General features: G+C 64.6%; 22 protein-coding genes and 1 pseudogene. 12 read left to right on the plus strand and 11 right to left on the minus strand.

Annotated features, from left to right (window positions below; genetic code table 11):
- Positions 1–46 precede the first annotated feature (46 nt).
- A complete protein-coding gene (locus tag AC1DZU_RS29810) occupies positions 47–2,458 on the plus strand; it encodes a putative bifunctional diguanylate cyclase/phosphodiesterase (protein WP_477290297.1) in 2,412 nt (803 codons plus the stop codon).
- A gap of 208 nt (positions 2,459–2,666) precedes the next feature.
- On the opposite strand, the gene AC1DZU_RS29815 is transcribed toward AC1DZU_RS29810, so the two are convergent.
- The 4 genes from AC1DZU_RS29815 to AC1DZU_RS29830 all read right to left on the minus strand — a co-directional run bounded on the left by AC1DZU_RS29815 (position 2,667) and on the right by AC1DZU_RS29830 (position 5,526).
- Entirely contained in the window at positions 2,667–3,725 is a 1,059-nt protein-coding gene (locus tag AC1DZU_RS29815; protein WP_477290299.1) for a Gfo/Idh/MocA family protein, read from the minus strand.
- 34 nt (positions 3,726–3,759) lie between these two features.
- Positions 3,760–4,209, minus strand: coding sequence for a hypothetical protein (locus AC1DZU_RS29820; protein WP_477290301.1), 450 nt, complete (start codon positions 4,207–4,209; stop codon positions 3,760–3,762).
- A gap of 23 nt (positions 4,210–4,232) precedes the next feature.
- A complete protein-coding gene (locus AC1DZU_RS29825; RefSeq protein ID WP_477290303.1) occupies positions 4,233–4,937 on the minus strand; it encodes an SDR family oxidoreductase in 705 nt (234 codons plus the stop codon).
- A 127-nt stretch (positions 4,938–5,064) separates the two neighbouring features.
- On the minus strand, positions 5,065–5,526 hold the full coding sequence (locus AC1DZU_RS29830) for an Lrp/AsnC ligand binding domain-containing protein (protein WP_095091332.1): 462 nt from the start codon (positions 5,524–5,526) through the stop codon (positions 5,065–5,067).
- Between the two features lie 132 nt (positions 5,527–5,658).
- Here AC1DZU_RS29830 and AC1DZU_RS29835 point away from each other — a divergent pair, with 132 nt between their 5' ends.
- Positions 5,659–6,654: an ornithine cyclodeaminase family protein gene (locus tag AC1DZU_RS29835; protein WP_477290305.1), complete on the plus strand. Its 996-nt coding sequence runs from the start codon at positions 5,659–5,661 to the stop codon at positions 6,652–6,654.
- Between the two features lie 74 nt (positions 6,655–6,728).
- On the opposite strand, the gene AC1DZU_RS29840 is transcribed toward AC1DZU_RS29835, so the two are convergent.
- Positions 6,729–7,283: a cytochrome b gene (locus AC1DZU_RS29840; RefSeq protein WP_477290307.1), complete on the minus strand. Its 555-nt coding sequence runs from the start codon at positions 7,281–7,283 to the stop codon at positions 6,729–6,731.
- A gap of 193 nt (positions 7,284–7,476) precedes the next feature.
- Here AC1DZU_RS29840 and AC1DZU_RS29845 point away from each other — a divergent pair, with 193 nt between their 5' ends.
- Positions 7,477–8,160, plus strand: coding sequence for a YoaK family protein (locus AC1DZU_RS29845; protein ID WP_477290309.1), 684 nt, complete (start codon positions 7,477–7,479; stop codon positions 8,158–8,160).
- On the opposite strand, the gene AC1DZU_RS29850 is transcribed toward AC1DZU_RS29845, so the two are convergent.
- Complete coding sequence (locus tag AC1DZU_RS29850; RefSeq protein WP_477290311.1) at positions 8,157–8,627, minus strand: MarR family winged helix-turn-helix transcriptional regulator; 471 nt, start codon at positions 8,625–8,627, stop codon at positions 8,157–8,159. The two genes, AC1DZU_RS29845 and AC1DZU_RS29850, sit on opposite strands and share 4 nt — an antisense overlap.
- Positions 8,628–8,752: 125 nt before the next feature.
- On the opposite strand from AC1DZU_RS29850, the gene AC1DZU_RS29855 reads away from it, so the two are divergent.
- On the plus strand, positions 8,753–9,568 hold the full coding sequence (locus AC1DZU_RS29855) for a p-hydroxycinnamoyl CoA hydratase/lyase (RefSeq protein ID WP_477290313.1): 816 nt from the start codon (positions 8,753–8,755) through the stop codon (positions 9,566–9,568).
- A gap of 32 nt (positions 9,569–9,600) precedes the next feature.
- On the plus strand, positions 9,601–11,121 hold the full coding sequence (locus AC1DZU_RS29860; RefSeq protein ID WP_477290315.1) for an AMP-binding protein: 1,521 nt from the start codon (positions 9,601–9,603) through the stop codon (positions 11,119–11,121).
- A gap of 13 nt (positions 11,122–11,134) precedes the next feature.
- Here AC1DZU_RS29860 and AC1DZU_RS29865 read toward each other — a convergent pair whose 3' ends face one another.
- On the minus strand, positions 11,135–11,857 hold the full coding sequence (locus AC1DZU_RS29865; RefSeq protein WP_477290349.1) for a 3-keto-5-aminohexanoate cleavage protein: 723 nt from the start codon (positions 11,855–11,857) through the stop codon (positions 11,135–11,137).
- A 183-nt stretch (positions 11,858–12,040) separates the two neighbouring features.
- On the opposite strand from AC1DZU_RS29865, the gene AC1DZU_RS29870 reads away from it, so the two are divergent.
- Positions 12,041–12,235: a hypothetical protein gene (locus AC1DZU_RS29870; protein ID WP_246461984.1), complete on the plus strand. Its 195-nt coding sequence runs from the start codon at positions 12,041–12,043 to the stop codon at positions 12,233–12,235.
- A gap of 69 nt (positions 12,236–12,304) precedes the next feature.
- Here the strand turns inward: AC1DZU_RS29870 and AC1DZU_RS29875 are convergent, their stop codons facing one another.
- Positions 12,305–14,401, minus strand: coding sequence for an EAL domain-containing protein (locus tag AC1DZU_RS29875; RefSeq protein ID WP_477290318.1), 2,097 nt, complete (start codon positions 14,399–14,401; stop codon positions 12,305–12,307).
- A gap of 249 nt (positions 14,402–14,650) precedes the next feature.
- Here AC1DZU_RS29875 and AC1DZU_RS29880 point away from each other — a divergent pair, with 249 nt between their 5' ends.
- Positions 14,651–15,100 carry an ester cyclase gene (locus AC1DZU_RS29880; RefSeq protein WP_477290319.1) on the plus strand — a complete coding sequence of 150 codons (450 nt, stop codon included), beginning with the start codon at positions 14,651–14,653 and terminating at the stop codon, positions 15,098–15,100.
- Positions 15,101–15,162: 62 nt separating this feature from the next.
- Here AC1DZU_RS29880 and AC1DZU_RS29885 read toward each other — a convergent pair whose 3' ends face one another.
- Both AC1DZU_RS29885 and AC1DZU_RS29890 read right to left on the minus strand, forming a co-directional pair.
- Complete coding sequence (locus AC1DZU_RS29885) at positions 15,163–15,693, minus strand: hypothetical protein (RefSeq protein ID WP_477290321.1); 531 nt, start codon at positions 15,691–15,693, stop codon at positions 15,163–15,165.
- Positions 15,694–15,814: 121 nt separating this feature from the next.
- A complete protein-coding gene (locus AC1DZU_RS29890) occupies positions 15,815–16,141 on the minus strand; it encodes a DUF1330 domain-containing protein (RefSeq protein ID WP_095091320.1) in 327 nt (108 codons plus the stop codon).
- A 175-nt stretch (positions 16,142–16,316) separates the two neighbouring features.
- Here AC1DZU_RS29890 and AC1DZU_RS29895 point away from each other — a divergent pair, with 175 nt between their 5' ends.
- The 5 genes and pseudogenes from AC1DZU_RS29895 (at position 16,317) to AC1DZU_RS29915 (ending at position 19,920) form a co-directional block, all read left to right on the plus strand.
- Positions 16,317–17,009 carry a winged helix-turn-helix transcriptional regulator gene (locus tag AC1DZU_RS29895; RefSeq protein ID WP_477290323.1) on the plus strand — a complete coding sequence of 231 codons (693 nt, stop codon included), beginning with the start codon at positions 16,317–16,319 and terminating at the stop codon, positions 17,007–17,009.
- A gap of 85 nt (positions 17,010–17,094) precedes the next feature.
- Complete coding sequence (gene ada, locus AC1DZU_RS29900; RefSeq protein WP_477290351.1) at positions 17,095–18,237, plus strand: bifunctional DNA-binding transcriptional regulator/O6-methylguanine-DNA methyltransferase Ada; 1,143 nt, start codon at positions 17,095–17,097, stop codon at positions 18,235–18,237.
- A gap of 21 nt (positions 18,238–18,258) precedes the next feature.
- Positions 18,259–18,486 carry a hypothetical protein gene (locus tag AC1DZU_RS29905; protein ID WP_477290325.1) on the plus strand — a complete coding sequence of 76 codons (228 nt, stop codon included), beginning with the start codon at positions 18,259–18,261 and terminating at the stop codon, positions 18,484–18,486.
- A gap of 143 nt (positions 18,487–18,629) precedes the next feature.
- A complete protein-coding gene (locus tag AC1DZU_RS29910) occupies positions 18,630–19,181 on the plus strand; it encodes a methylated-DNA--[protein]-cysteine S-methyltransferase (RefSeq protein ID WP_477290327.1) in 552 nt (183 codons plus the stop codon).
- A pseudogene (locus tag AC1DZU_RS29915) lies at positions 19,178–19,920 on the plus strand (2OG-Fe(II) oxygenase). Before AC1DZU_RS29910 ends, AC1DZU_RS29915 begins: the two are co-directional and overlap by 4 nt.
- Before the next feature lie 45 nt (positions 19,921–19,965).
- Here the strand turns inward: AC1DZU_RS29915 and AC1DZU_RS29920 are convergent.
- Positions 19,966–20,859 carry a sigma-70 family RNA polymerase sigma factor gene (locus AC1DZU_RS29920; RefSeq protein WP_477290329.1) on the minus strand — a complete coding sequence of 298 codons (894 nt, stop codon included), beginning with the start codon at positions 20,857–20,859 and terminating at the stop codon, positions 19,966–19,968.
- Positions 20,860–20,915: the final 56 nt, after the last annotated feature.

Consider the following 20,915-nt stretch of genomic DNA (forward strand, 5'->3'; position numbering starts at 1 on the left):
TGGTGGGACGCCGATGAACGCATTCTGGCGAGCAGTCGGATTTGTTGTGATCCTTGTGACCGGCGCAGCGATGCTGGCGGCCTTGCATATCGACGCCCAGCGAAACTTCGCGCTTGCCAGGGAACGCTATATCGAGAACTCCCAGGCGGCAGCCAGGACAACCGCCAAGACCGTCGAAGACGCCTTGCGGGCCGTCTACGAGAATGTGCGCACGCTGAGCTATCTGCCAAGCGTCCGAAACCTCGACCGGCATGGCACCAACCTCGGCGACGAGGGCCGCGCGACAATCCAGCAGATCTACAACAACCTCGCCAACAACGTCTCCATTTCCGAAGTCTACTTCCTGCCGCTGGATTTCGACCCCGACCGCTTTGATGCCGTGACAGGAAAGCTCGAGGAGCCGATCCTCCAGTTCGACCAGCTGATCGTGAATGCCAGGGCGAGGTCCGATGCCGCCGCAGGCGCAAAGTCCGCAAAGCTTGACCAGAACACCCTGACCCGGCCCGCCGAAGAGGTCGAGACCTATGAGTACCAGGAACTGGCCAAACAGCTCGCCTGGCTGAAGGCGAACTATCCGAATTCGAGCGCCATTGACGGGCTGAATGTGCCGATCATCGGCACGAAGGAGCTCATCACCTGCGACAACACCGATTTCATCCACACCGGCAATGACGCGGACCGCTCCGGTTTCATCCTTTCGGTCCCGGTCTTCGGCCAGGATGGCAGCCTGCGCGGCTCCGTCTCGGCAATCATGCTCACCTCGGCGCTGAGGAAACTGTTGCCGAGCAGCGACTATGTCATCGTCAATTCAGGCTACGGATTTGAATCCGACCAGCACAAGATGTCGACGGCCCTGGCGGCGGATTCCCGTGCCTTCACGGCGGCCGATCCCAATCTGATCTATTCCGAAGTCATCCCGCTCTCGCTCAACGATCCCAGAAGCGCCTGGCGCCTCTGGGCCGGTTTTCCCAACGGCAGATACGACAGCAACATGGACACCCTGTCCGTGCGGCAATTCGAACTGGCCGGTTATGCGGCGGTCGCGGTAGTCACGCTGCTGGCGCTGGCCTGCTGGTATGCGATCGGACGCACGATGATGATGCAGACCAATGCCGCCGAGACTTTGGAGCGGCGGGTCGAGGAACGCACCGCCGAGATCCAGCACCTTGCCACGCATGACATTCTCACCGGGCTGCCCAACCGGGGCCTCCTGGCCGACACGATGGACGAGGCGCTGAGAAGCCTCAGGGACGGCGAGAAGCTGGCCGTCCATTGCGTCGATCTCGACCGTTTCAAACCGGTCAATGACACGCTCGGCCATCCGATCGGCGATGAGGTTCTCGGTGCGGTGGCGAGGCGCCTGAAGCAGCAGGCGGGTGAAACCGCCATGGTCGCGAGAACCGGGGGCGACGAGTTCGTCATCCTCCAGCTCCTGATCGATGGCGACGAAGAGGCGGGTGTGCTGGCGAGCCGGGTCATTCACGCTTTGGCCGGCGAGTTTTTGATCCAGGGCCACAAGATCAACATCGGCAGCAGCATCGGCATCGCTGTCTTCCCGGACGACGGACAAAGTTCGGAAATCCTCATCCGCAATGCCGACCTTGCCTTGTACAAAGCCAAGATGGAAGGCCGCGGGACCTGCAGGTCGTTCGAGCCGGGAATGGACGCAAGGCTGCAGGAGCGGCGCCAACTCGAATCCGAACTGGCTCTCGGCGTCACAAACGAGCAGTTCGTCGTGTATTATCAACCGCTGCACGACGCAAAGACCTCGAAACTCACCGGCTTCGAAGCCCTGGTGCGATGGAACCATCCGCGCCTCGGCCTGCTGCCGCCGTCGGAATTCATCCCCATGGCCGAGGAGACGGGCGTCATCGACACGCTTGGTGAGTGGATCATGCAGCGTGCTTGCGCCGACGCCGCCAAATGGCCCCTGCCCGTCAAGGTCGCGGTCAATCTCTCGCCCGCCCAGTTCAAACAGCAGGGGCTGCCGCTTCAGGTTGCCGCGGCGCTCGCGGCTTCGAACCTGCTGCCGTCACGGCTCGAGCTGGAAATCACCGAATCGGTGCTGCTGGCGCACAATGAAAACACCATAAAGACGCTGTACAGTCTGCGCGACCTCGGCATCAGCATCGCCATGGACGATTTCGGCACCGGCTATTCCTCGCTGAGCTATCTCAGGTCGTTCCCGTTCAACCGCATCAAGATCGATCGCAGCTTCGTCAGCCTGATGTGCGAGAGCGGCGAAAGCCGGGCAATCGTCAAGGCCGTTGCCGAACTCGGCGCAACGCTCGGCATGACCACGACCGCGGAAGGCGTCGAGACCGAGGACCAGTTCAGGCTGGTCAGGGAGAATGGCTGCACGGATGTCCAGGGCTGGTTCTTTGGCCGTCCAATGCCGGCATCCGAGCTTCATACGCTTTTCGAACAGCCGGAACAGCGAGGCGCCTTGACCGCGTAGGCAGCACCAGCGGGGCCGTGAAGCGCCAACCGGTTCTAGGGGTGTGTTGAGATTCAGATTAGGCTGAGCCGGAGTCGAAGACGGGCGCGAAGCGACCAAACAAGGTGGTTTCCGAGAACCGGAGCGGAGCGTACTTAAAGTACGTAAGCACGGGAAGCGCAGGGAACCGTCGATTGCAGGCCGGCATCACCTGAATATCAACACACCCCTACTGCGTGTCCGCGTGCGCCCTCAACTCCGCCCGCTTCTCGTCCGACACCACGGCTAGGTCGAGCACCTTCTGCAGACCAGCGGCGTGGCGAAAGCTGGGTTCGCTCTGCACGCCGCTGGTGACGGCGTCGACGAAACGCTGGTAGTTGGTTGGCACCGTGCCGGGGTCGAGCTCTTCCCATTTGGCGTTCTCGACATTCTCACCGACGCAGGCCTTGAGCGCCGAGCCGTCGAGATTGTGCACCACCTCGATGCCACCCTTGTTGCCATAGATGCGCAGGCGCAGTTCGTTGAGATGGCCGGTCGCCCAGCGGCTGGCATGCACCACACCGAAGGCGCCGTTGGAGAAATCCAGCGTCATGGCGAAGCTGTCATTGGCGTCGAGTTCGTAGTCGCCGATGCGGTTGCCGGGCGCCTTGTCGAAGGCGCGCAGCCGGCAGAAGACATGGTCGATGTCGAGAGCCGCACCATAGCTGGCGAAATCGAGGATGTGGATGCCGACATCGCCGAGCACGCCATTCGAGCCGTGGCCGCGCGACAGGCGCCAGAGCCATTTCGGATCGGTGTGCCAGTCGCCCCAGAATTTCGACACCAGCCAGCTTTGCAGATAGGACGCCTCGACATGCCTGACCGTGCCGATTTCGCCCGCCTGCACCATCTGGCGAGCCTTCTGCAGCGCCGCGACATTGCGATAGGTGAGGTTCACCATGTTGACGATGCCGGCCGCCTCGGCGGCATCGGCCATCTCGGTGGCCTTGCCAAAATTCTCGGCCAGCGGCTTCTCGCACAGCACCGGCTTGCCGGCGGCGATCAGCGCCATGGTGGTCGGATGATGAATGCGGTCCGGCGTGACATTGGCCACCGCGTCGAAGCCGCCCCATTGCAGCGCCTCCTCCAGCGAGGTGAAGCGGTTGGGGATGTTGAAGCCATCGGCGAATTCGCCGACGCGCGCCGCATCGACATCGACGGCACCGACGATGTCGACGCCTTCGATGGCACCGAACCGCCTTGCATGTTCCTGCGCCATCCAGCCGGTGCCGAGTATCAAAAGCCGCATTTCTTACTCCTTGGAATATTCAGAATCCGTGGTCTCAGAGGCGCTGCCAGATCGCCTTCAGCGGCGAGCGCATGGCTTGCTCGATCGCCCGCAATTGCTCACCGGCCAAGGAGGTCACACCCGGATTGACGACCGTCAACGCGCAGACACCGAACGCCGCCGGCCAGACATAGCGCAGGTCGTTCAGCGATGTGGGCTTATGGCAGCACGGCGTGGTGACAGACAGGTCCTCGAAGCGTGACGCGGCGGCCTGGTCCATCGCGTCGCCCCACCATTCCTCCAGATCGCTGTCGCAAAGCGGGCAATGGATGCTTTCCGTATTTGCTCCTGCGTCGAAGAACGTCACGCTTTCTTCGTATTCGATTGCGACATGCTCGGCCTGCGGGAACAGTCCGCGCGCAACATTCACGGCAGCAGCGGCAGCCGGCTCATCAGGGTGCCAGTGCGGATCATGAGGCACCAGGCGCAGATAAGTGTCGGACATGGCTCCTCCTCCCGGTGGGCGCCTCAGATAGCGCGGATGATGCCGCCGTCGACGCGGATGTTCTGGCCGGTGATGTAACCGGCGCCTTCGGATGCCAGGAAGGCGATGGTCGCGGCGATCTCTTCCGAGGTGCCGTAGCGCTGCATCGGAACGCTGTCGCGGCGCTCCTCGGTAGGGGCAATGCTGTCGATCCAGCCGGGAAGCACGTTGTTCATGCGCACATTGTCTGATGCATAGGTGTTGGCGAAGATCTTGGTGTAGGCGGCAAGCCCGGCGCGGAACACCGCCGAGGTCGGGAACATCGGGCTTGGCTCGACCACCCAGGCGGTCGAGATGTTGATGATGGCGCCGCCCTTCTGCTTGACCATCTGCGGTGCCACGATGCGCACCGGCCGGATGACGTTCAGCAGATAGACGTCCATGCCGATGTGCCACTGCTCGTCCGTGATCTCGAGGATCGGCGCGCGCGGCCCGTGGCCGCCGCTGTTGACCAGCACGTCGATGCGGCCATAGCGCTCCAGCGTCAGGTCGACGAGGCGTTGCAGATCGTCATTCGACTGGTTGGAGCCGGTGACGCCGAGCCCGCCAAGCTCTTTCGCCAGCGCCTCGCCCTTGCCGGACGAGGACAGGATGGCGACCTTGAAGCCATCCGCCGCCAGGCGCTTCGCTGCCGCCGCACCCATGCCGCTGCCGCCAGCCACGACGACAGCTGTTTTTTCTGAACTCATCTGATTTTTCCTTCTTGGGTTGGCGGACGGGCCTTGGCAGTTGGCGGTGTATAGCCGGTTTCGTCAGCCAGTTCGAACCAGAAAGCCTGAACCAGCATGCAGAAAAACTCTCCTATGTCGCTGCGATTCAGACGGGCAACAGGGCGTCGGGCTTCACATTGGCGATTGAGGCGTAGGTGTGCGTTTCCCTGACGCCGGGCAGCGGCAGGATGACCCGCTGCAGGAAATCCTGGAACACCGCCATGTCGGCGATGCGCGCCTTGACCAGATAGTCGAAACCGCCGACCACCATGTGGCATTCGATGATCTCCGGCGCCCGCAACACCGCCTCGGCGAAGCGGTCAAAGACTTGCGGCGCCGTATGGTCGAGCCGCACCTCGATGAAGACGAGCTGTGCCTGCCCGATCCTGGCCGGGTCGAGAATGGCGCGCACCGCGCGGATGAACCCTTCGGCGAACAGCCGCTTGACGCGCTGCGCCGCCCCTGTCGGCGACAACCCAACCCGCCGCGCCAGATCGAGCGTCGTGCGGCGGCCATCCTCCTGCAACAAGCGCAGCAGCGAGCGGTCGATGCGGTCGAGATCATCCATTTCAGGATTCACACTTTTGAGCCGGAGTAAGCGTGATAGTCACGCCGAAATCGCGAAAACAGCATATTTCATCACGCCGTCAGATCGCAATACCGTTGCCGTGCACTCCAGCCGACAACGAAAGCGGATCCCATGACAACAGCCCTATCGATCTCCCGCAGCGCCCAGGTCAAGGGCGATACACCAGTGCTCTTCTTGAGCGAAGCCGAGGTGAAAACCTGCATCGACCTTCGCCAGCTTCTCGACGCGCTGGCCGGCGGCTTCAAGGCGCTGTCCGATGGCAAGGTCATCAATCCGGCGCGGCCGCAGCTCGATATCCCTGATGCAGGCTATTCGCTGGCGATGCCGGCCTGGATGGCGGGCATGCATCTGACGGTGAAGATCGTCAACGTGTTCGAGGGCAACATCGCCAAAGGCATCCCCAGCCACCTCGCCACCATCCATCTGTTCGACCCGCAGACCGGCATGCCGGTCAGCGTCATGGACGGCACCTACATCACCGCCGTGCGCACCTCCGGCTCGGCCGTGCTGTCGGTTCGCGAACTCGCCCGGCGCGACGCCAAGGTAGTGACGGTGGTGGGCGCCGGCGTGCAGGCCGGCCAGCACTTGCACCTTCTGCCGCTGGTGCGCGATTTCGCTGAGATCCGCGTCGTCTCGAAGGAATTCGCCGATGCGCAGGCGCTTGCCGCGCAGCATCCCGGTGTCGTCGCCGTCAGCGATCTCGAAGCCGCGGTACGCTCGTCGGATGTCGTCTGCCTGGCGACGCATTCCTACGCACCGGTGATCTCGACCGACTGGGTGCGGCCCGGCACCCATGTCTCTTCGGTGGGCGTCGCACCGCCCGGCGGCGAACTGCCGGTCGACCTCATCAGGCGGGCCAGCCTGTTCGTCGAGACAAGCGAAGCCTTCGCCCCGTCCCCGGTCGGCTCGTGCGAACTCGCCGGTCTCGATCCGCAAACCGGAACCGAACTCGGCGAAATGCTGCTCGGGCTGCGACCGGGACGCGCCAGCGCCGACCAGATCACCGTCTACAAGGCGATGGGCGTTGCCATGGAAGACATGGTGGCGGCCGACCTCGCCTATCGCGAAGCGGTTCGACGGGGATTGGGGCGGGCTGTTGCGTTGTAGCGAGTTGGCCGGGCTCATCGTTTAGGTCGGGCGCTGCCCCTCATAGCCCGTACGATGGGCAGGCGGGTTGGATATCAACGCGCCTTGGGCAAGCCAGGCAGCATCTGGCTTAGCACGCGATCGCCAAGGAAGACGTGATGGAAGATGGCCGCGGCGGCGTGCAGGCCGGCGAGCCAGAGGATGATATCGCCAAGCGTGCCGTGGATGTCCGCCAGCGATGCGCCAGCGCCCCACGGTTCGAAAAACGGACCGATGGCACCGACACCGTAGACCGTCACCGGGTGGCCGCCGAACCATGCGCCGAGCATGGCGGTCACCGGAACCGCGAACAGAAGCGCATAGAGCGCCCAGTGCGTCACCTTGGAGGTGACGGCCATCCATGCGGGCATCGGCGGTGCATCGGGAACGCGGTCGAACACGCGCCAGATCAGACGAGCGATCAGCAGCCAGAAGACGGTGAACCCGAGCGACTCGTGAAGCAACAGGGTCGAAGCGCGGGCCTCGGAATAGACGCGCGCCGGCGGGCCACCTTCGGAGACCAGGAAGGCGATCAGCACAAGCAGTGCCGTCAGCCAGTGAAATGCCTGGGCAAGGCTTCCGTAGCGTGTTGTCGTACCGGACAGCGACATGCAAAAGCTCCGTTGGACACAATTGTCGTCAAGTGAACATCCGAGTTTGCCGTTCATGTGGCGGCGACCCCGCGACGGCAAAGATGCCGCGCTGGCGACGGCAAAGGGCCGCACGGGCGGCGGCCGCGCGGAGGTGGAACGCTCCGCCGGGATATGAGACGCTGACCGCCAAGCCTGGCCAGGAGATGCAACGATGAAACCCACACTGCCGCTGTTGTTGAGCCTCAATGGCGGCTATGTCGATACGGCCGGCTTCCTGGCACTGCAGGGCCTGTTCACGGCGCATGTGACGGGAAATTTCGTCACCCTGGGCGCCTCGCTGGTGCTCGGCATCTCGGGCGTGCTGGCAAAGCTTTTGGCGTTGCCGGTGTTCTGCATCGTCGTCGTCCTGACCCGGCTGGCCGGCGAGCGCTTGCGCAGGCGGGGCCGGCCGGCGCTCGGGCCGCTTCTGGCGGCCAAGCTGGCGCTGTTGATCGCGGGTGCCGCGCTGGCAATCCGCTTTGGCCCCTTCGCCAGTGGCGACGGCGCGGCGGCGATCGTCACCGGCATGGTGCTGGTCGCCGCCATGGCGATCCAGAACGCGGTGCACCGCGTTCATCTCGCGGCAGCGCCACCCTCCACGCTGATGACCGGCACCACCACCCAGATCATGATCGACGTCAGCGATCTTCTGGGCGGCGTGAAGCCAGAGGCCCGCCCTGCCCTCATTGCGCGCCTGCGGCGCATGTCGGTGGCGGTCGCCGTGTTCGCGGCCGGCTGCGCCGCCGCCGCACTCGGGTTTGCCTTCGCCAATGTCTGGTGCTTCGTCGTGCCGCCGGTGATTGCGTTCTTCGCCCTGCTGCTGCGGCTTGGCGCGCAGGACGGGGAAACCAGCTAGCCCTCTTCGTCCGTCCAGATCAGGCGCAGCAGACGCAGCAGCGTTGCCCGCTCCTTTTTTGTCAGCCGCTGCAGGAACCGGTCCTCATGCCGGCGAACCTGCCGCCGCCATCCGGGCATGGCCTCCCTCGCGGCCGGGGTCAGGGCGAGCATCTGCACGCGCTTGTCGCCGGCATGGTCGTCACGTTCGACCAGCCCGCGCTCTTCCAGTTCGGCAAGCAGCGGCGCCATGTTGGCGCTCTTCATGCCGAGCCGGCGGCAGAGCTCGGCGGCGCGGATGCCGGGGCTCTCGTCGATCAGCGCCAGCATGCCATAGGTCACCGGGCGCAGCGCCGCCTCGGCCAGCTCGACCGCGAAATCGTTGAGCGCAACGGCCGAGGCGCGTTTGAGATTGTAGCCGATCTGCGCGTCAAGCGCGTCTTCGGGTGCCGCGCCTGGCGCACTGCTACTGATGTGAGCCTCGTCCATGGTGCAACCGATCGCCGCGATCAAGACCCTTGTCAAGCGAAAAAGACTATGCGACATAGCAAATATGATCGCTATGCTGCATAGCAATTTTCAACAATGCAGCAGCGAAACGGGAGGACCTGACCATGACCGAAGAGACCGTTGCCTTCGACGTCGAGAACGGCATCGCCTGGGTGCGCTTCAACCGTCCGGACAAACGCAATTGCATGAACCCGGCGCTCAACCGGCGAATGATGGAGGTTCTCGACGAGTTGGAATTCCGCGACGACGTCGGCGTGCTGGTGCTGTCGGGCGAAGGCAGCGCCTGGTCGGCGGGCATGGACCTCAAGGAGTATTTTCGCGAGACCGAAGCCAAGGGCCTGGGCGCCATCCGCAAGGCGCAGTCCGAAGCCTATGGCTGGTGGCGGCGGCTGCGCTGGTACGGCAAGCCGACCATCGCCATGGTCAATGGCTGGTGCTTCGGCGGCGGCTATGGCCCGCTCTTCGCTTGCGACCTCGCCTTCGCCGCCGACGAGGCGCAGTTCGCCCTGTCCGAGATCAACTGGGGCATCCTGCCTGGCGGCGGCGCCACCAAGGTGGTGGTCGACCTCTTGTCGATGCGCGACGCCATGTACCACGCGCTGACCGGCGAGCTCATCGACGGCAGGAAGGCCGCCGCCTGGAAGCTGGTCAATGAAAGCCTGCCACTGGCGGATCTGAAGGCGCGTGTCACCGAGGTCGCCACCCTCTTGCTGAAGAAGAACCCGATTGCCCTGAAGGCGACCAAGGACGCCATCCGCCGCGTCGCCGATATGACCTACGACAACGCCGAGGACTATCTCGTGCGGGCGCAGGAGGCGGCCAATTCCCACGACAATGAGGGCCGCAAGGAAGGCATTCGCCAGTTCATCGACGAAAAGAGCTACAAGCCGGGTCTCGGCGCCTACGACAAGGCAAGGTGATCCCGCAAAGCACAGGCAATCCTGGGGAGGAGATGCAGATGCCGGCCTGGACGACATCAGACCCCGTGGCCCTGCACGCCAGGGCGCAGCCGGATCGTCTCGCTTGTGTCGACCTGGCGACCGGCCGGCGCTGGACCTATTTCGCGCTGGACGAAGCCATCCAGCGTGCCGTCGGCGTTCTCGAAGCCGGCCATGGCATCGCGGCCGGGCAACGGATCGCGACGATAGCCCGTAACAGCGCCGATCTCTTGATCCTGCAGCAGGCCACGATGCGGCTCGGCGCCATCTTCGTGCCGCTCAACTGGCGGCTTGCCAGCGCCGAGCAGAAGACGATCCTTGAGGATTGCGATCCGTTACTTCTGTTGCATGACTCGGCCCTCGATATGGCGCTGCTCAAAGGATGCAGGCCGGTCGAAGTCGCGGCCTTCGCGGCGGCGGTCGAGGCGCATGCGCCGGCAGCGCGCCGCCCGTTGCCGGCGGACGCCACGCCGTCGATCATCCTCTACACATCCGGCACGTCGGGCCGGCCGAAAGGGGTTATCGTCACCGAGCGCAATGCCCTGGCCACCGCGGTCAATTTCGGCGTGCTGGGGCGGGTCGGCAACGCCAGCATCTTCCTCTGCGACGCGCCCATGTTCCATGTCATCGGCCTCATCACCAACCTGCGGCCACCTCTGCTTCAGGGTGGCACGGTGCTGATCTCGCCCGGCTTCGACGCCGGCCTCACCAACCGTCGCCTGGCCGATCCCGCACTTGGCGTCACCCACTATTTCTGTGTGCCGCAGATGGCCAGAATGCTGCGCGACCATCCGGATTTTGCGCCGGCGAACTGGACTTCGCTCACCGCCATCTTCACCGGCGGCGCGCCAAACCCCGCCGCCGATATCAACTGGTGGCTGGCGCAAGGTGTGTGCATGGTAGACGGCTTCGGCATGACGGAAGCCGGCACCGTACTCGGCATGCCGGTCGAGACCGCCCAGATCGCCCGCAAGGCGGGCTCGGCCGGTCTTGCGGCGCCGGCAATCGGCCTGCGCATCGTCGACGACGATGGCCGCGACGTCGCCGCCGGCGAACCAGGCGAGATCTGGCTGTCCGGCCCCGGCATCACATCAGGCTACTGGAACCGGCCGGAAGAGACGGCGCGCGCCTTCACCGCCGATGGCTGGTTTCGCACCGGCGACATCGCGCGGCAGGACGACGAAGGCTTCGTCACCCTCGTCGACCGCCGCAAGGACATGTTCATTTCCGGCGGCGAGAACGTCTTTCCGGTCGAAGTCGAGATGGCGCTGCTCGATCATCCCGATATTGCCGAAGCGGCAGTGATCGGCGTCGCCGACCAGCGCTGGGGCGAAGTCGGGCGCGCCTTCGTGGTGGTCAAACCGGGTCGCGTTGTCGACCCGGCCGATCTGGCAAGCCACTGCGGCGCCCGCATCGCCCGCTACAAGGTGCCGAAGGAGTTCTTGCTCACCGATACGCTGCCGCGCACCGCGTCCGGCAAGATCCAGAAACACATTTTACGCGGCTGGATAGGAGCTGCCCGCGGGCAAGCCTGAGGCATACCGCCTTTCAGCCCGCAGGCGCGGACCGAAAAATCGCCACGGCCGCCGCAACGATGTCCGCATTGTCCCTCGCAACGCTGCCATCGGCGAGCGTCTTGCCGTCCTCCAGGCCGACCCGCGTCGACCAGCGCTTGCGATGCGCAAGCGCGACGAATGGCCATACCGTGGCGTCGACGCCGTGCAGCAGGATCGGCCGCCGCACCCCGGCGCGCTCAAGCACGGCGGCGATACCATTCGCCTCGTCCAGCGCTGCCGGCAGGTCCTGGATGTCGATCTCGATCAGGATGCGCAGCACGCGACTTTGGTCGGCAAGACCGACGAAGCGCTCGGCGTCGGGTGTTGTGGCAAGCCCCGCCTCGACGCCGACGCCACGATTGCGCAGCAGCTCCATTACGGCGGGCGCATCGACCTCCGACAAATTGACCGATGCATAGTCGGGCAGTTCCTTCCACGCGCCGATCGCGGCGCGGGTCCGCTCGACATCGTTCTCGATCCAGGCGCCGGTCGACACGCCAATGAGCGTGCCCGGGCAGGCCCGGCGCACGGCCAGCACGGTGGCGTCGACCGCCGCCAGGCTTTCGCGTTCGTCAATGCGCGGATGGATGTGCAGTTCGGCCGCACCGGCGGCGACACAAGCCGCGGCGTCCTTGGCCATCGCCTGTGCATCGAGCGGCAGCCTGGGGTGGAAATCGCGTGGACGCGCGCCGTTGATGCAGGCCTGGACGATCAATCTCACCTCGGACAAGGAGGTCGCAGTCTAGCCGCGCAGCAAGACGCGGCAAAGAGCTGGAGACTCGCTCCTGACAACGCGCGCGGCATTCGACGGCATTTGAATAAAAGCCGCCTGTGGATATTTACCCCGAATTCCGCCAGGCCCGGCAAAATACATTAGGGCGGGATCATGGAGAGACCATTGACCAGTGATTTTTCGGCGGCCCGCATCCACCTCGAACGCGCCTATCACTATCTGCAAGGCAGTGACGAGACGAGCCGCATGGCATGTGACGCCCTCGATCTGTTGATCGAAACGGTGGCAGAGGCACAGCACAGGCCATCCGAGGCTGGAGTGCTGGAATTTCCGCAATCGACGGCGCGGCGAACCGCCTAAGATGTTTTGAGACTCAGGCCGGCTGGCCCGGCCTGAATCTCAACACACCTGAATCTCAACATACCTGGATCACGATGCCTTTCGGGCTGCCACCACTTCGGTCGCGCGCGAAACAATCGCCTCCAGCGGTTCCGGCCGGTGCAGCAAGAAGCCCTGGCCGAAGGCGACGCCCATGTCGCTCAGCATCGTCAACGTGTCCTGCCGTTCGATCTTCTCGCCCACCACAGCGCAGCCCAGGCTGCGGGCAATGCTGGTGATAGCCAGCACGATCTCGCGGTCGAAGCGGCTTTGCGTGATGTGTTCGATGAAGGAACCGTCGATCTTGATCGTGTCGACGGGGAACCGCCTGAGATATTCGAACGAACTCATGCCGGCGCCGAAATCGTCGAGGCTGACCCGGCAGTGCCGCTCGCGCGCCTTGCGCACGAATTGTTCCGCGGCGTCGAAATTCGTGACCGCGGCGGTCTCGGTAATCTCGAAGCCGATGCCCGAATGCGGCGCCCCGGTCTCCTCGATGACGCTGTCGACGAACGCCCACAATTGCGGATCGCTCAACGTCTGCGCCGACAGGTTGAAGCCGAGCGTCAGCGCGCCCGAGCGCAAGGCCGCGCCGTGCCGCGACAGCGCGGTGCGGATGATCCAGCGGTCGAGCCTGGAAGCGATGCCGAACCGCTCGGCCACCGGAATGAACTCGCCGGGTGGCACCAGGCGGCCATTGCGCGCGGCAAGCCTCGCCAACACTTCGACATGGCGGCTCTCTTGCCACGGCCTGCCCAGCAGATGGATTTCCTGGCCAAACAGTTTCAGCCGTCCGTCTTCCATGGCATCGACGGTGTCGGCGGCGATCCGCGCCGCATTCAGCCCGCCCGACCCCGATGCCGTCTTGACGGAGAACACCGCGAAACGGTTTCGCCCGGCAGCCTTGGCCGCGTAGCAGGCATCGTCCGCGCACGCCAGCGCGTCGGCCACCGTGGTGCCGGCGTCATCGACGAAGGCGATACCGATCGAGGCCGCCAGCTTGCGCGTCGATGCGGCCGGGCCGAGATCGGCTTCGCGCACCGCGCCAAGCACCGCAGTGGCGATCCGCTCGGCCTGCGCGGCATCGCAGTGCGGCACCACCAGCGCGAATTCGTCGCCACCGAGCCGCGCCGCTTGCGCCGATGGCGGCAGACAAGCGCGGATGCCGGCGGCAACGCTCTTCAATGCCAGGTCGCCGGCGGCATGGCCGGCAAAATCGTTGAGCGCCTTGAAGTAGTCGAGATCGACATAGAACACGGCGAGCGGCGCACCCGCCGCGATATGGTCGGCGAGCAGCCGGTCGAAGGCGGAGCGGTTCCACAGCCCGGTCAGCGCGTCATGGCGGGCCGCATAGGCGAGCTCCTGCTCGCGCAGCTTTTCCTCGGTGATGTCGCGCACCGTGCCAAGGATTTGGCCCGCGGCACCCGCGGCGGCGACGAAGCGGACCAGGGATTCGATGTGGCGGATCTCGCCGTCGCGCCTGATGATACGGTATTGATTGGCGATGACGGCGTCCGTTCCCATGGGTGCCCGGTGCGCACGCTCGGTGGCTTCCTTGTCTTCGGGATGCAGATAGCTGTGCCAAAGGTCGGCCGTCACCTCGTCGGTGTCGGCGACGAGTCCGAACATGTCCCTGGTGCGGGTGTCCCAATAGCTCTTGTTGGTGGCGATGTCGTAGTGCCAGATGCCGGTGCCGCTGGCGGCGAGCGCCAGGCGGAAGCGCACATTGACCTTTTCGAGCTCGGCTTCGGCCGCCTTCTGCTTGGTGATGTCGGTCTGCACGCCCATCAGCCGCAGCGGCTTTCCGGACGCGTCGCGCTCGACGATGCCGCCGCGATCGAGCACCCACACCCAGTGCCCCTGCTTGTGCTTCAGCCTGAGTTCGGTCTCGATGGCGTCGGTCTGTCCGGCAATGTGGCGGTCGCCGCTGGCCAGCGCCCGCTCGCGATCGTCGGGATGGGTCAGTTGCAGCCACAGGTCGCTGGTGTTGGCAAGTTCGCTTTCATCATAGCCCAGCATCCGCGCCCAGGTCGCGGAATAGAAGCAGTCACCGGTCGCAAGATCCCAGTCCCAGACGCCAAGATGGGCGCGTTCCAGGGCCTTGGCCCAGAACGTTCCATTGCGACTTTTCTTGTCCTGACGCGCCATCGTCTGTTTCGCTCATCCCCACCCGCGGGGCAATCTGCAGCAAAACCAGAGAAGAAACAGTTACCGAAGGAAGACTGCCCAGGGCGGCGATCCTGCGTTGCCAGCTTGCGTGAGCGTTGCCGGCACCTCCCCGCCATTCGATTGGCCGGCAAGAACCGGAGTTTTGCGCCCGCCGGATCGTCCTAGTGTTTGCCCCAGGTCACCAGTGAAAACGGTGATCTCCAAGGAAAAGGCAAAGAGGACCTCCCAATGACCAAACAGGAAGACAACAAGGCCGTCGTCGTCAGATGGTTCACCGACTTCTGGGGTGAAACCTGCGATCTATCGGTCGTCGACGACATCGCCGCACCCGACATGCTGCTGAAATACTCGCTGCATGAGCCGCGCCGCGGCCGCGACGACATCAAGGCCTTCATGACCGATTTCCGCGCCGCCTTCCCGGACCTCAACTTCTGGGCCACCGCAGACCTCATCGCCGAAGGCGACTATGTCGTCGGCCGGTGGGAGGGCGGCGGCACGCATACCGGCCCGGCGTTCAGCGATTTCCTCGTCGGTTCGCTGCCGGCCGCCACCGGCCGCACCATGCGCTTCACCGGCACCACAGTGCTGAAAGTGGTCGACGGCAGGATCGTCGAGGAGATCGGCCTCGACGACGGCGTCGCCGCCCTCACCCAGCTCGGCCTGGTCAAGGCCGCCTGAAGCACTCACGCAACCGCGTCCAAAAATGGCCAGGCGGCATTGGCGCCGCCTGGCCTTGCCGGCTACTGGCTCGGCGGCATCGCGTGTTCGCATGACACTTTCGGGTTCATGTCGGCGAAGGTGCCTGTCGGGTTGCCCTTCCACGCCCAGACATGCAGTTCGTAGAACGCGCCCAGGCCGTAGCGGTTGGGCGCGCTGTTGAAGTTGAACAGCTGTCCGTCCAGCGACGCCGGCCCCTTCGAGGTGATGTATTCGACCGCCACCAGCTTCAGCGTGCCGTCGGCCATCGGCTCGTACATCACGGCTTCGGGACGGGCGATGTCGATCTTGTCGTCCTTCAGGTACTGGCCGTTGACGTAGTGGATGCCCATGGCGCCGCCGGTGATGCCGCTGGCGCAGGGGATGGGCGCATAGCCCTCGGCCGTCGCGGCCTTGACGTCGACAAACCGACTGTTGGCAGCCCGTACCTTGTCGGCCAGCGGATTGGGTCCGGACGCAGACGCTTCCTGATGGGCCTGCGCGAACGCGGTGCAGACGGCCAGCATGGCCCCCGCCATGAGAACCCTGTTGCAGAAGTTCGATATCATGTTCATTCCAATCCTCTTGAAAAAGCACAGCTGGCCGGCCGCCGAAAATACGGAGGCCCGACACGCAAGCGCTGTGACTGTTGTTGCTTGGAGATCCCGCAATCGATGCGACGAATGCCGGGGACGGTCATCCCTTCGGCAGGTACGGGATCGTCCCGGCCAGATCGGTGTTGTCGATCATCTGGAAACGGCTGTCGCTGCCATCCTGCCGGGCTGAAACGAAGGGCGCATAGGCCGGATCGTTGGTGAAGGCGCGCGCCGCCGCTTCCGATGGGAACGCCATCAGGGCGATCAGCGTGGTGTCGAGCGGCTTGCCTTCAAGCGTCTTCACATTGCCGCTGCGCGACAGGTATCTGCCGCCATGCTTGTGGACGAGGTCGTGCACCGAGGCGGCATAGGAGGGCATCCACTGCGGGTCCTTCACCTTGATGTCTGCGATAATATAGGCGGTCATGGGTAGTCTCCTGGTTGCGCGCAAGGGGCTATCCCGTGCACCGGCCAAGAGCTCGCATGGCAGGGCGCCCGCCAACCAGTCCGCGATCTGTACTGGGGTGGTACAGTTTCCGTACTGGCCGCTTCATTCATGAAGGCCTAATATTCAGCCCAGGTTCGAGGGAGAGGCACCAGTCATGACCCAGCACGGATACAAGCAGTTCTGCCCGCTATCGATGGCAGCCGAGGTGTTGTGCACCCGCTGGACCATGGTTCTGCTGCGCGAACTTGTGGCAGGCTCGACCCGCTTCAACGACCTACGCCGCGGCGTGCCGAAAATGTCGCCGACCCTTCTGTCGCAACGGCTCAAGGAGCTCGAACTGGCGGGGATCATCGAGCGCAAGGAAGTGCCGGGCGAGAAAGGCATCTTCGAATATCGGCTGACGGAAGCCGGCAGGGATTTGCGCCCGGTCGTCGAGGCGATGGGCTTCTGGGGACAGAAATGGGTCGAGTCCCGGCTGTCGCTGAAAAACCTCGATCCGTCGTTGCTGATGTGGGACATGCGGCGCAATTTGAACCCCTCGCCGCTGCCCGAGGGGCGCACGGTGATACAATTTCTGTATCAGGAGCTACCGGCGTCCAAACGGTCGTGGTGGCTGATCGTCGAAAAGCACGGCGAGGTCGATTTGTGCTGGTACGATCCGGGCTTTGACGTCGATCTCTACGTCTCGACCGACCTGCACACGATGACGGCGATCTGGATGGGGTTGATCACGGTCGAGAAGGCCGGGGCAAAAGTCGCGTTGACCGGCGACCAGCACATCGCGAGGAAAATGCAGACCTGGTTGGGTCTCAGCCCGTTTGCGATCGAACCCAAGCGGGCGGCGTAGGAACAAGGGCTCGGGCGACGGCGATTGGCGGCGCTTGGCAGGAAACGGGTGGCGAGGCCGGCTGTTGGCGGTTTCAATGCCGGCCATGTTCATCACCCTGGCCAAGAATCTGAAATCCACGCCGCTGCCGGTTGCCGACGATCCGCGCTGGGCGCGCATCGTTTCGCGCGACAAATCGGCTGACGGAGAATTCTGGTATTCGGTGGCGACCACCGGCGTCTATTGCCGGCCCTCCTGCCCGTCACGGCGCGCCAACCCGAAGAACGTGCAATTGCACGACACGCTGGATCAGGCGAAGGCGACCGGCTTTCGTCCGTGCCGGCGCTGCAATCCGGACAGCCCGTCGCTGGAGGCCGGCAACGCCGCGATGGTCGCCGATGCCTGCCGCAGGATCGAACGGAGCGAGGAAGAGCCGTCGCTCGCCGAACTCGCGGCCGCCGCCGGACGCAGCGCCGGCTATTTCCACCGCGTCTTCAAGGCCGTCACCGGGCTGACGCCGAAGGACTATGCCGCCGCGCAGCGCGCCGCCCGCATCCGCCAGGGCCTTGAGGATGGCGCCAGCGTGACAGCGGCGATCTATGATGCCGGCTTCAATTCGAGCGGGCGGTTTTACGAGAAATCGACCGGCATGCTCGGCATGACACCAACGCGTTATCGCGCCGGCGGCACGCATGAAGAAATCCGCTTTGCCGTCGGCGAATCCTCGCTCGGCGTCATCCTGGTCGCATCGAGCCAAAAAGGCGTCGCCTCGATCCTGCTCGGCGACGATCCGGACACGCTGGTGCGCGACCTTCAGGACCGTTTCCCCGAGGCGCGGCTGATCGGCGGCGACCGCGGCTACGAGGCTCTGGTCGCCCGCGTCGTCGGTTTCGTCGAAGCGCCAGCACTCGGCCTCGACCTGCCGCTCGACGTGCGCGGCACCGCGTTCCAGCGGCGCGTCTGGCAGGCCTTGCAGGATATCCCGGTCGGCAGCACGGTTTCCTATGCCGAGATCGCTGAGCGCATCGGTGCGCCAAAGGCGACCCGCGCCATCGCCGCCGCCTGCGCCGCCAACACGCACGCCGTTGCCATTCCCTGCCACCGCGTGATCCGCAAGGACGGTGCCTTGTCGGGCTACGCCTGGGGAGCGGAGCGCAAACGCGCGCTGCTCGACCGCGAAGCGTCATCCGGCGGATCGGGCTGTGTGAAGGCACCCGACATCGCCGCATACCGGTCTTCAAGGGCCTGACGGCGGGAGGACCCGGCGGCAATGCGCGCGATGGCAAGGTCTCCCACCACCGATGCGAAGACCCGCAACAGCGCTGCCGCCAACCCACGCACCCAAGACGCGAAATCACTGGTGATGACCGTCATTGGCCAGATGGTCGATAATGGCAAAGCCGAGTGGAACCTGACCGCGACCGGCGAGATCGAGCTGCGGCTCCTGACCGGCGAAGTGTTCCTGCTCGGTGAAATCTCCGTCACCCGCCTCGCATGACAAAGTGTGAATGGTTTCAAAATCAGCGCTCTACGGTGACAACTGAATTCTTCACAGGTGCGATTTGATTTGAAAGCAAGCATCGGAGTGAGACACAGCCGGCACGCGACTAGGGTTCAGGCACAGACAAAGGAGTGAAGGCAATGAACCTTATGCAAACCCAAATGACCGCACCGACGGCGATGGCCGCCCACGACACCATCGCCTATGCCATCGGCCAGTCCTCGATCGGCAAGATCCTGGCGGCGCGCAGCGATCTCGGCGTCTGCGCCATCCTGATCGGCTCGGACGCCGACGCGCTGGAGCAGGACCTTGGCAATCGCTTCCCAGGCAAGATGCTGGTCGAAGACGAAAACGCCTTGCGCGACGATCTCGCTGCGATAGCGCGCTTCGTCGAAACGCCTGGCGCCGGGCTCGACCTGCCGCTCGACATGCGCCACGGCACGCCGTTCCAGCAGAGGGTGTGGGACGTGCTGCGCACCATCCCGTGCGGCGCCACCATCACCTACACCGCCCTTGCCCACCGCCTTGGCCAGCCGAACGGTGCCCGCGCCGTGGCGACGGCCTGCGCGGCCAACGCCATCGCGCTCGGCATTCCCTGCCACCGCGTCGTCCTCGCCGACGGCACGTTGTCCGGATACCGCTGGGGCATCGAGCGCAAGCGCGCCCTGCTCGACAAGGAGGCAACGCCATGAACGCCCATGCCAAAGTTACCGCTTCCGTGGTCGAGGCCGCAGAGACGCGCGTCGCCGCGTACGACTGGCCAGCCCTTGCCGCGGAGCTCGACGGCTTCGGCTGCGCGGTGATCGAAAAGCTTCTCTCGCCGCAGGAGTGCCGGCAGATCGCCGACCTCTATCCCCATGAACAGCATTTCCGCAGCCACATCCACATGGCCAGGCACGGCTTCGGCAAAGGCGAGTACCGCTATTTCCGCTATCCCTTGCCCGACCTTCTGGGCGGCTTGCGCAGCGCGCTCTATCCCAGGCTGGCCGGCGTCGCCAATCAGTGGAACGTGCGCATGGGGCAAGCCATGCGCTATCCGGCGTCGCATGCCGAGTTTCTCGAACAGTGCCATGCCGCCTGCCAGACACGACCAACGCCGCTGTTGCTGCAATATGTGCCCGGCGACTTCAACTGCCTCCACCAGGACCTGTATGGCGACCTCGCCTTCCCGCTGCAGGTGGCGATCCTGCTTTCCGAACCGGGCGAGGATTTCACCGGCGGCGAGTTCGCGCTGACCGAACAGCGGCCGCGCATGCAGAGCCGGGTCGAAGTGGTGCCGTTGCGCCAGGGCGACGCCGTCGCCTTCGCCGTCCACAACGGCCGGTGCAGGGAACCAAGGGCAACTACCGCGTCAATATGCGCCACGGCGTCAGCCGCCTGCGCTCAGGCATGCGCCACACCGTCGGCATTATTTTTCACGATGCCAAGTGAGGCCGACTTCCCTTCTCCCCTTGTTGTGGGAGTAGGGAAGGCACTTCATCCGGCGTCGGCGGATGCCATATCCATGATCCAGGGACACGCATAGTAGTCGCTGATACGGTCGATCACACCGCCGTCGGCATGGATCCGCACCAGATACGCCGGCCGCCAGGCCTGGCCATGCAGCCTGTCGACGACCAGAACGTTCTCCCCTTCGAACGCGCCTGGCCGTATGCGCCAGGGCAGCTCGCTGCGCTCAAATTCGGCGAAATAGGGCGAACTGGAGAGCAAGCCGTTGTAGCAATCCGAAACGCGCAGCCGGGCATCGGCGCKGGCCMGCGCCCGCACCCCGTCCCAGTCTCGTTTGTTGAACAATTCGACATACCGGTCGAGCAGCCGCGCCAGCTCGGCATCGTGTGCCGGTACCGCCACCGGTTGCGCCGGCAAGAGGGCGAGCTTGGCCCGGCCGCGGTTGAGCGCCGACTTGACGCCGCCTGACGTCGAGCCGACCAGATCGGCGATCTCCTCCAGCGAATGGTCGAAGACATCCTTGAGCAGCACGCAAGCGCGTTCCTTCGGCGGCAGATGCACGACCAGCCGCTCGATGGCACGGCCGGCGCCGGGACCGGCCGGCTCGACAGGCAGCACGATCTCGTCGCCGGCATAGCCGGCCTCGGCTCGCTGCCGCGCGCGGCGGCTCCTGATGAAGTCGATGCAGCGGTTGTGGGCGATGCGGAACAGCCAGGGCCGCAGCGCCTGCGCATCGTCGAGCAACTCGATCTTGCGATAGGCCTCGAACAGCGCCTCCTGCATGATGTCCTCGCCATCGAGGGCCGAACCGGCCATGCGCGCGCAGTACCGGTGCAGCTTGACCCGCAGATGCGAAACCGTCTCCAGGAACTCCTTGTAGCGCAGGTCGAACAGGCCCTCGGGGTCAAGCCGCAGCTGCATCCCTTTTGCCGATTCAATAGGTTTGCGGATCTGCTGGTTCATCGCGGCATATCGGT

This window comes from Mesorhizobium sp. P2_A12 (assembly GCF_056405075.1).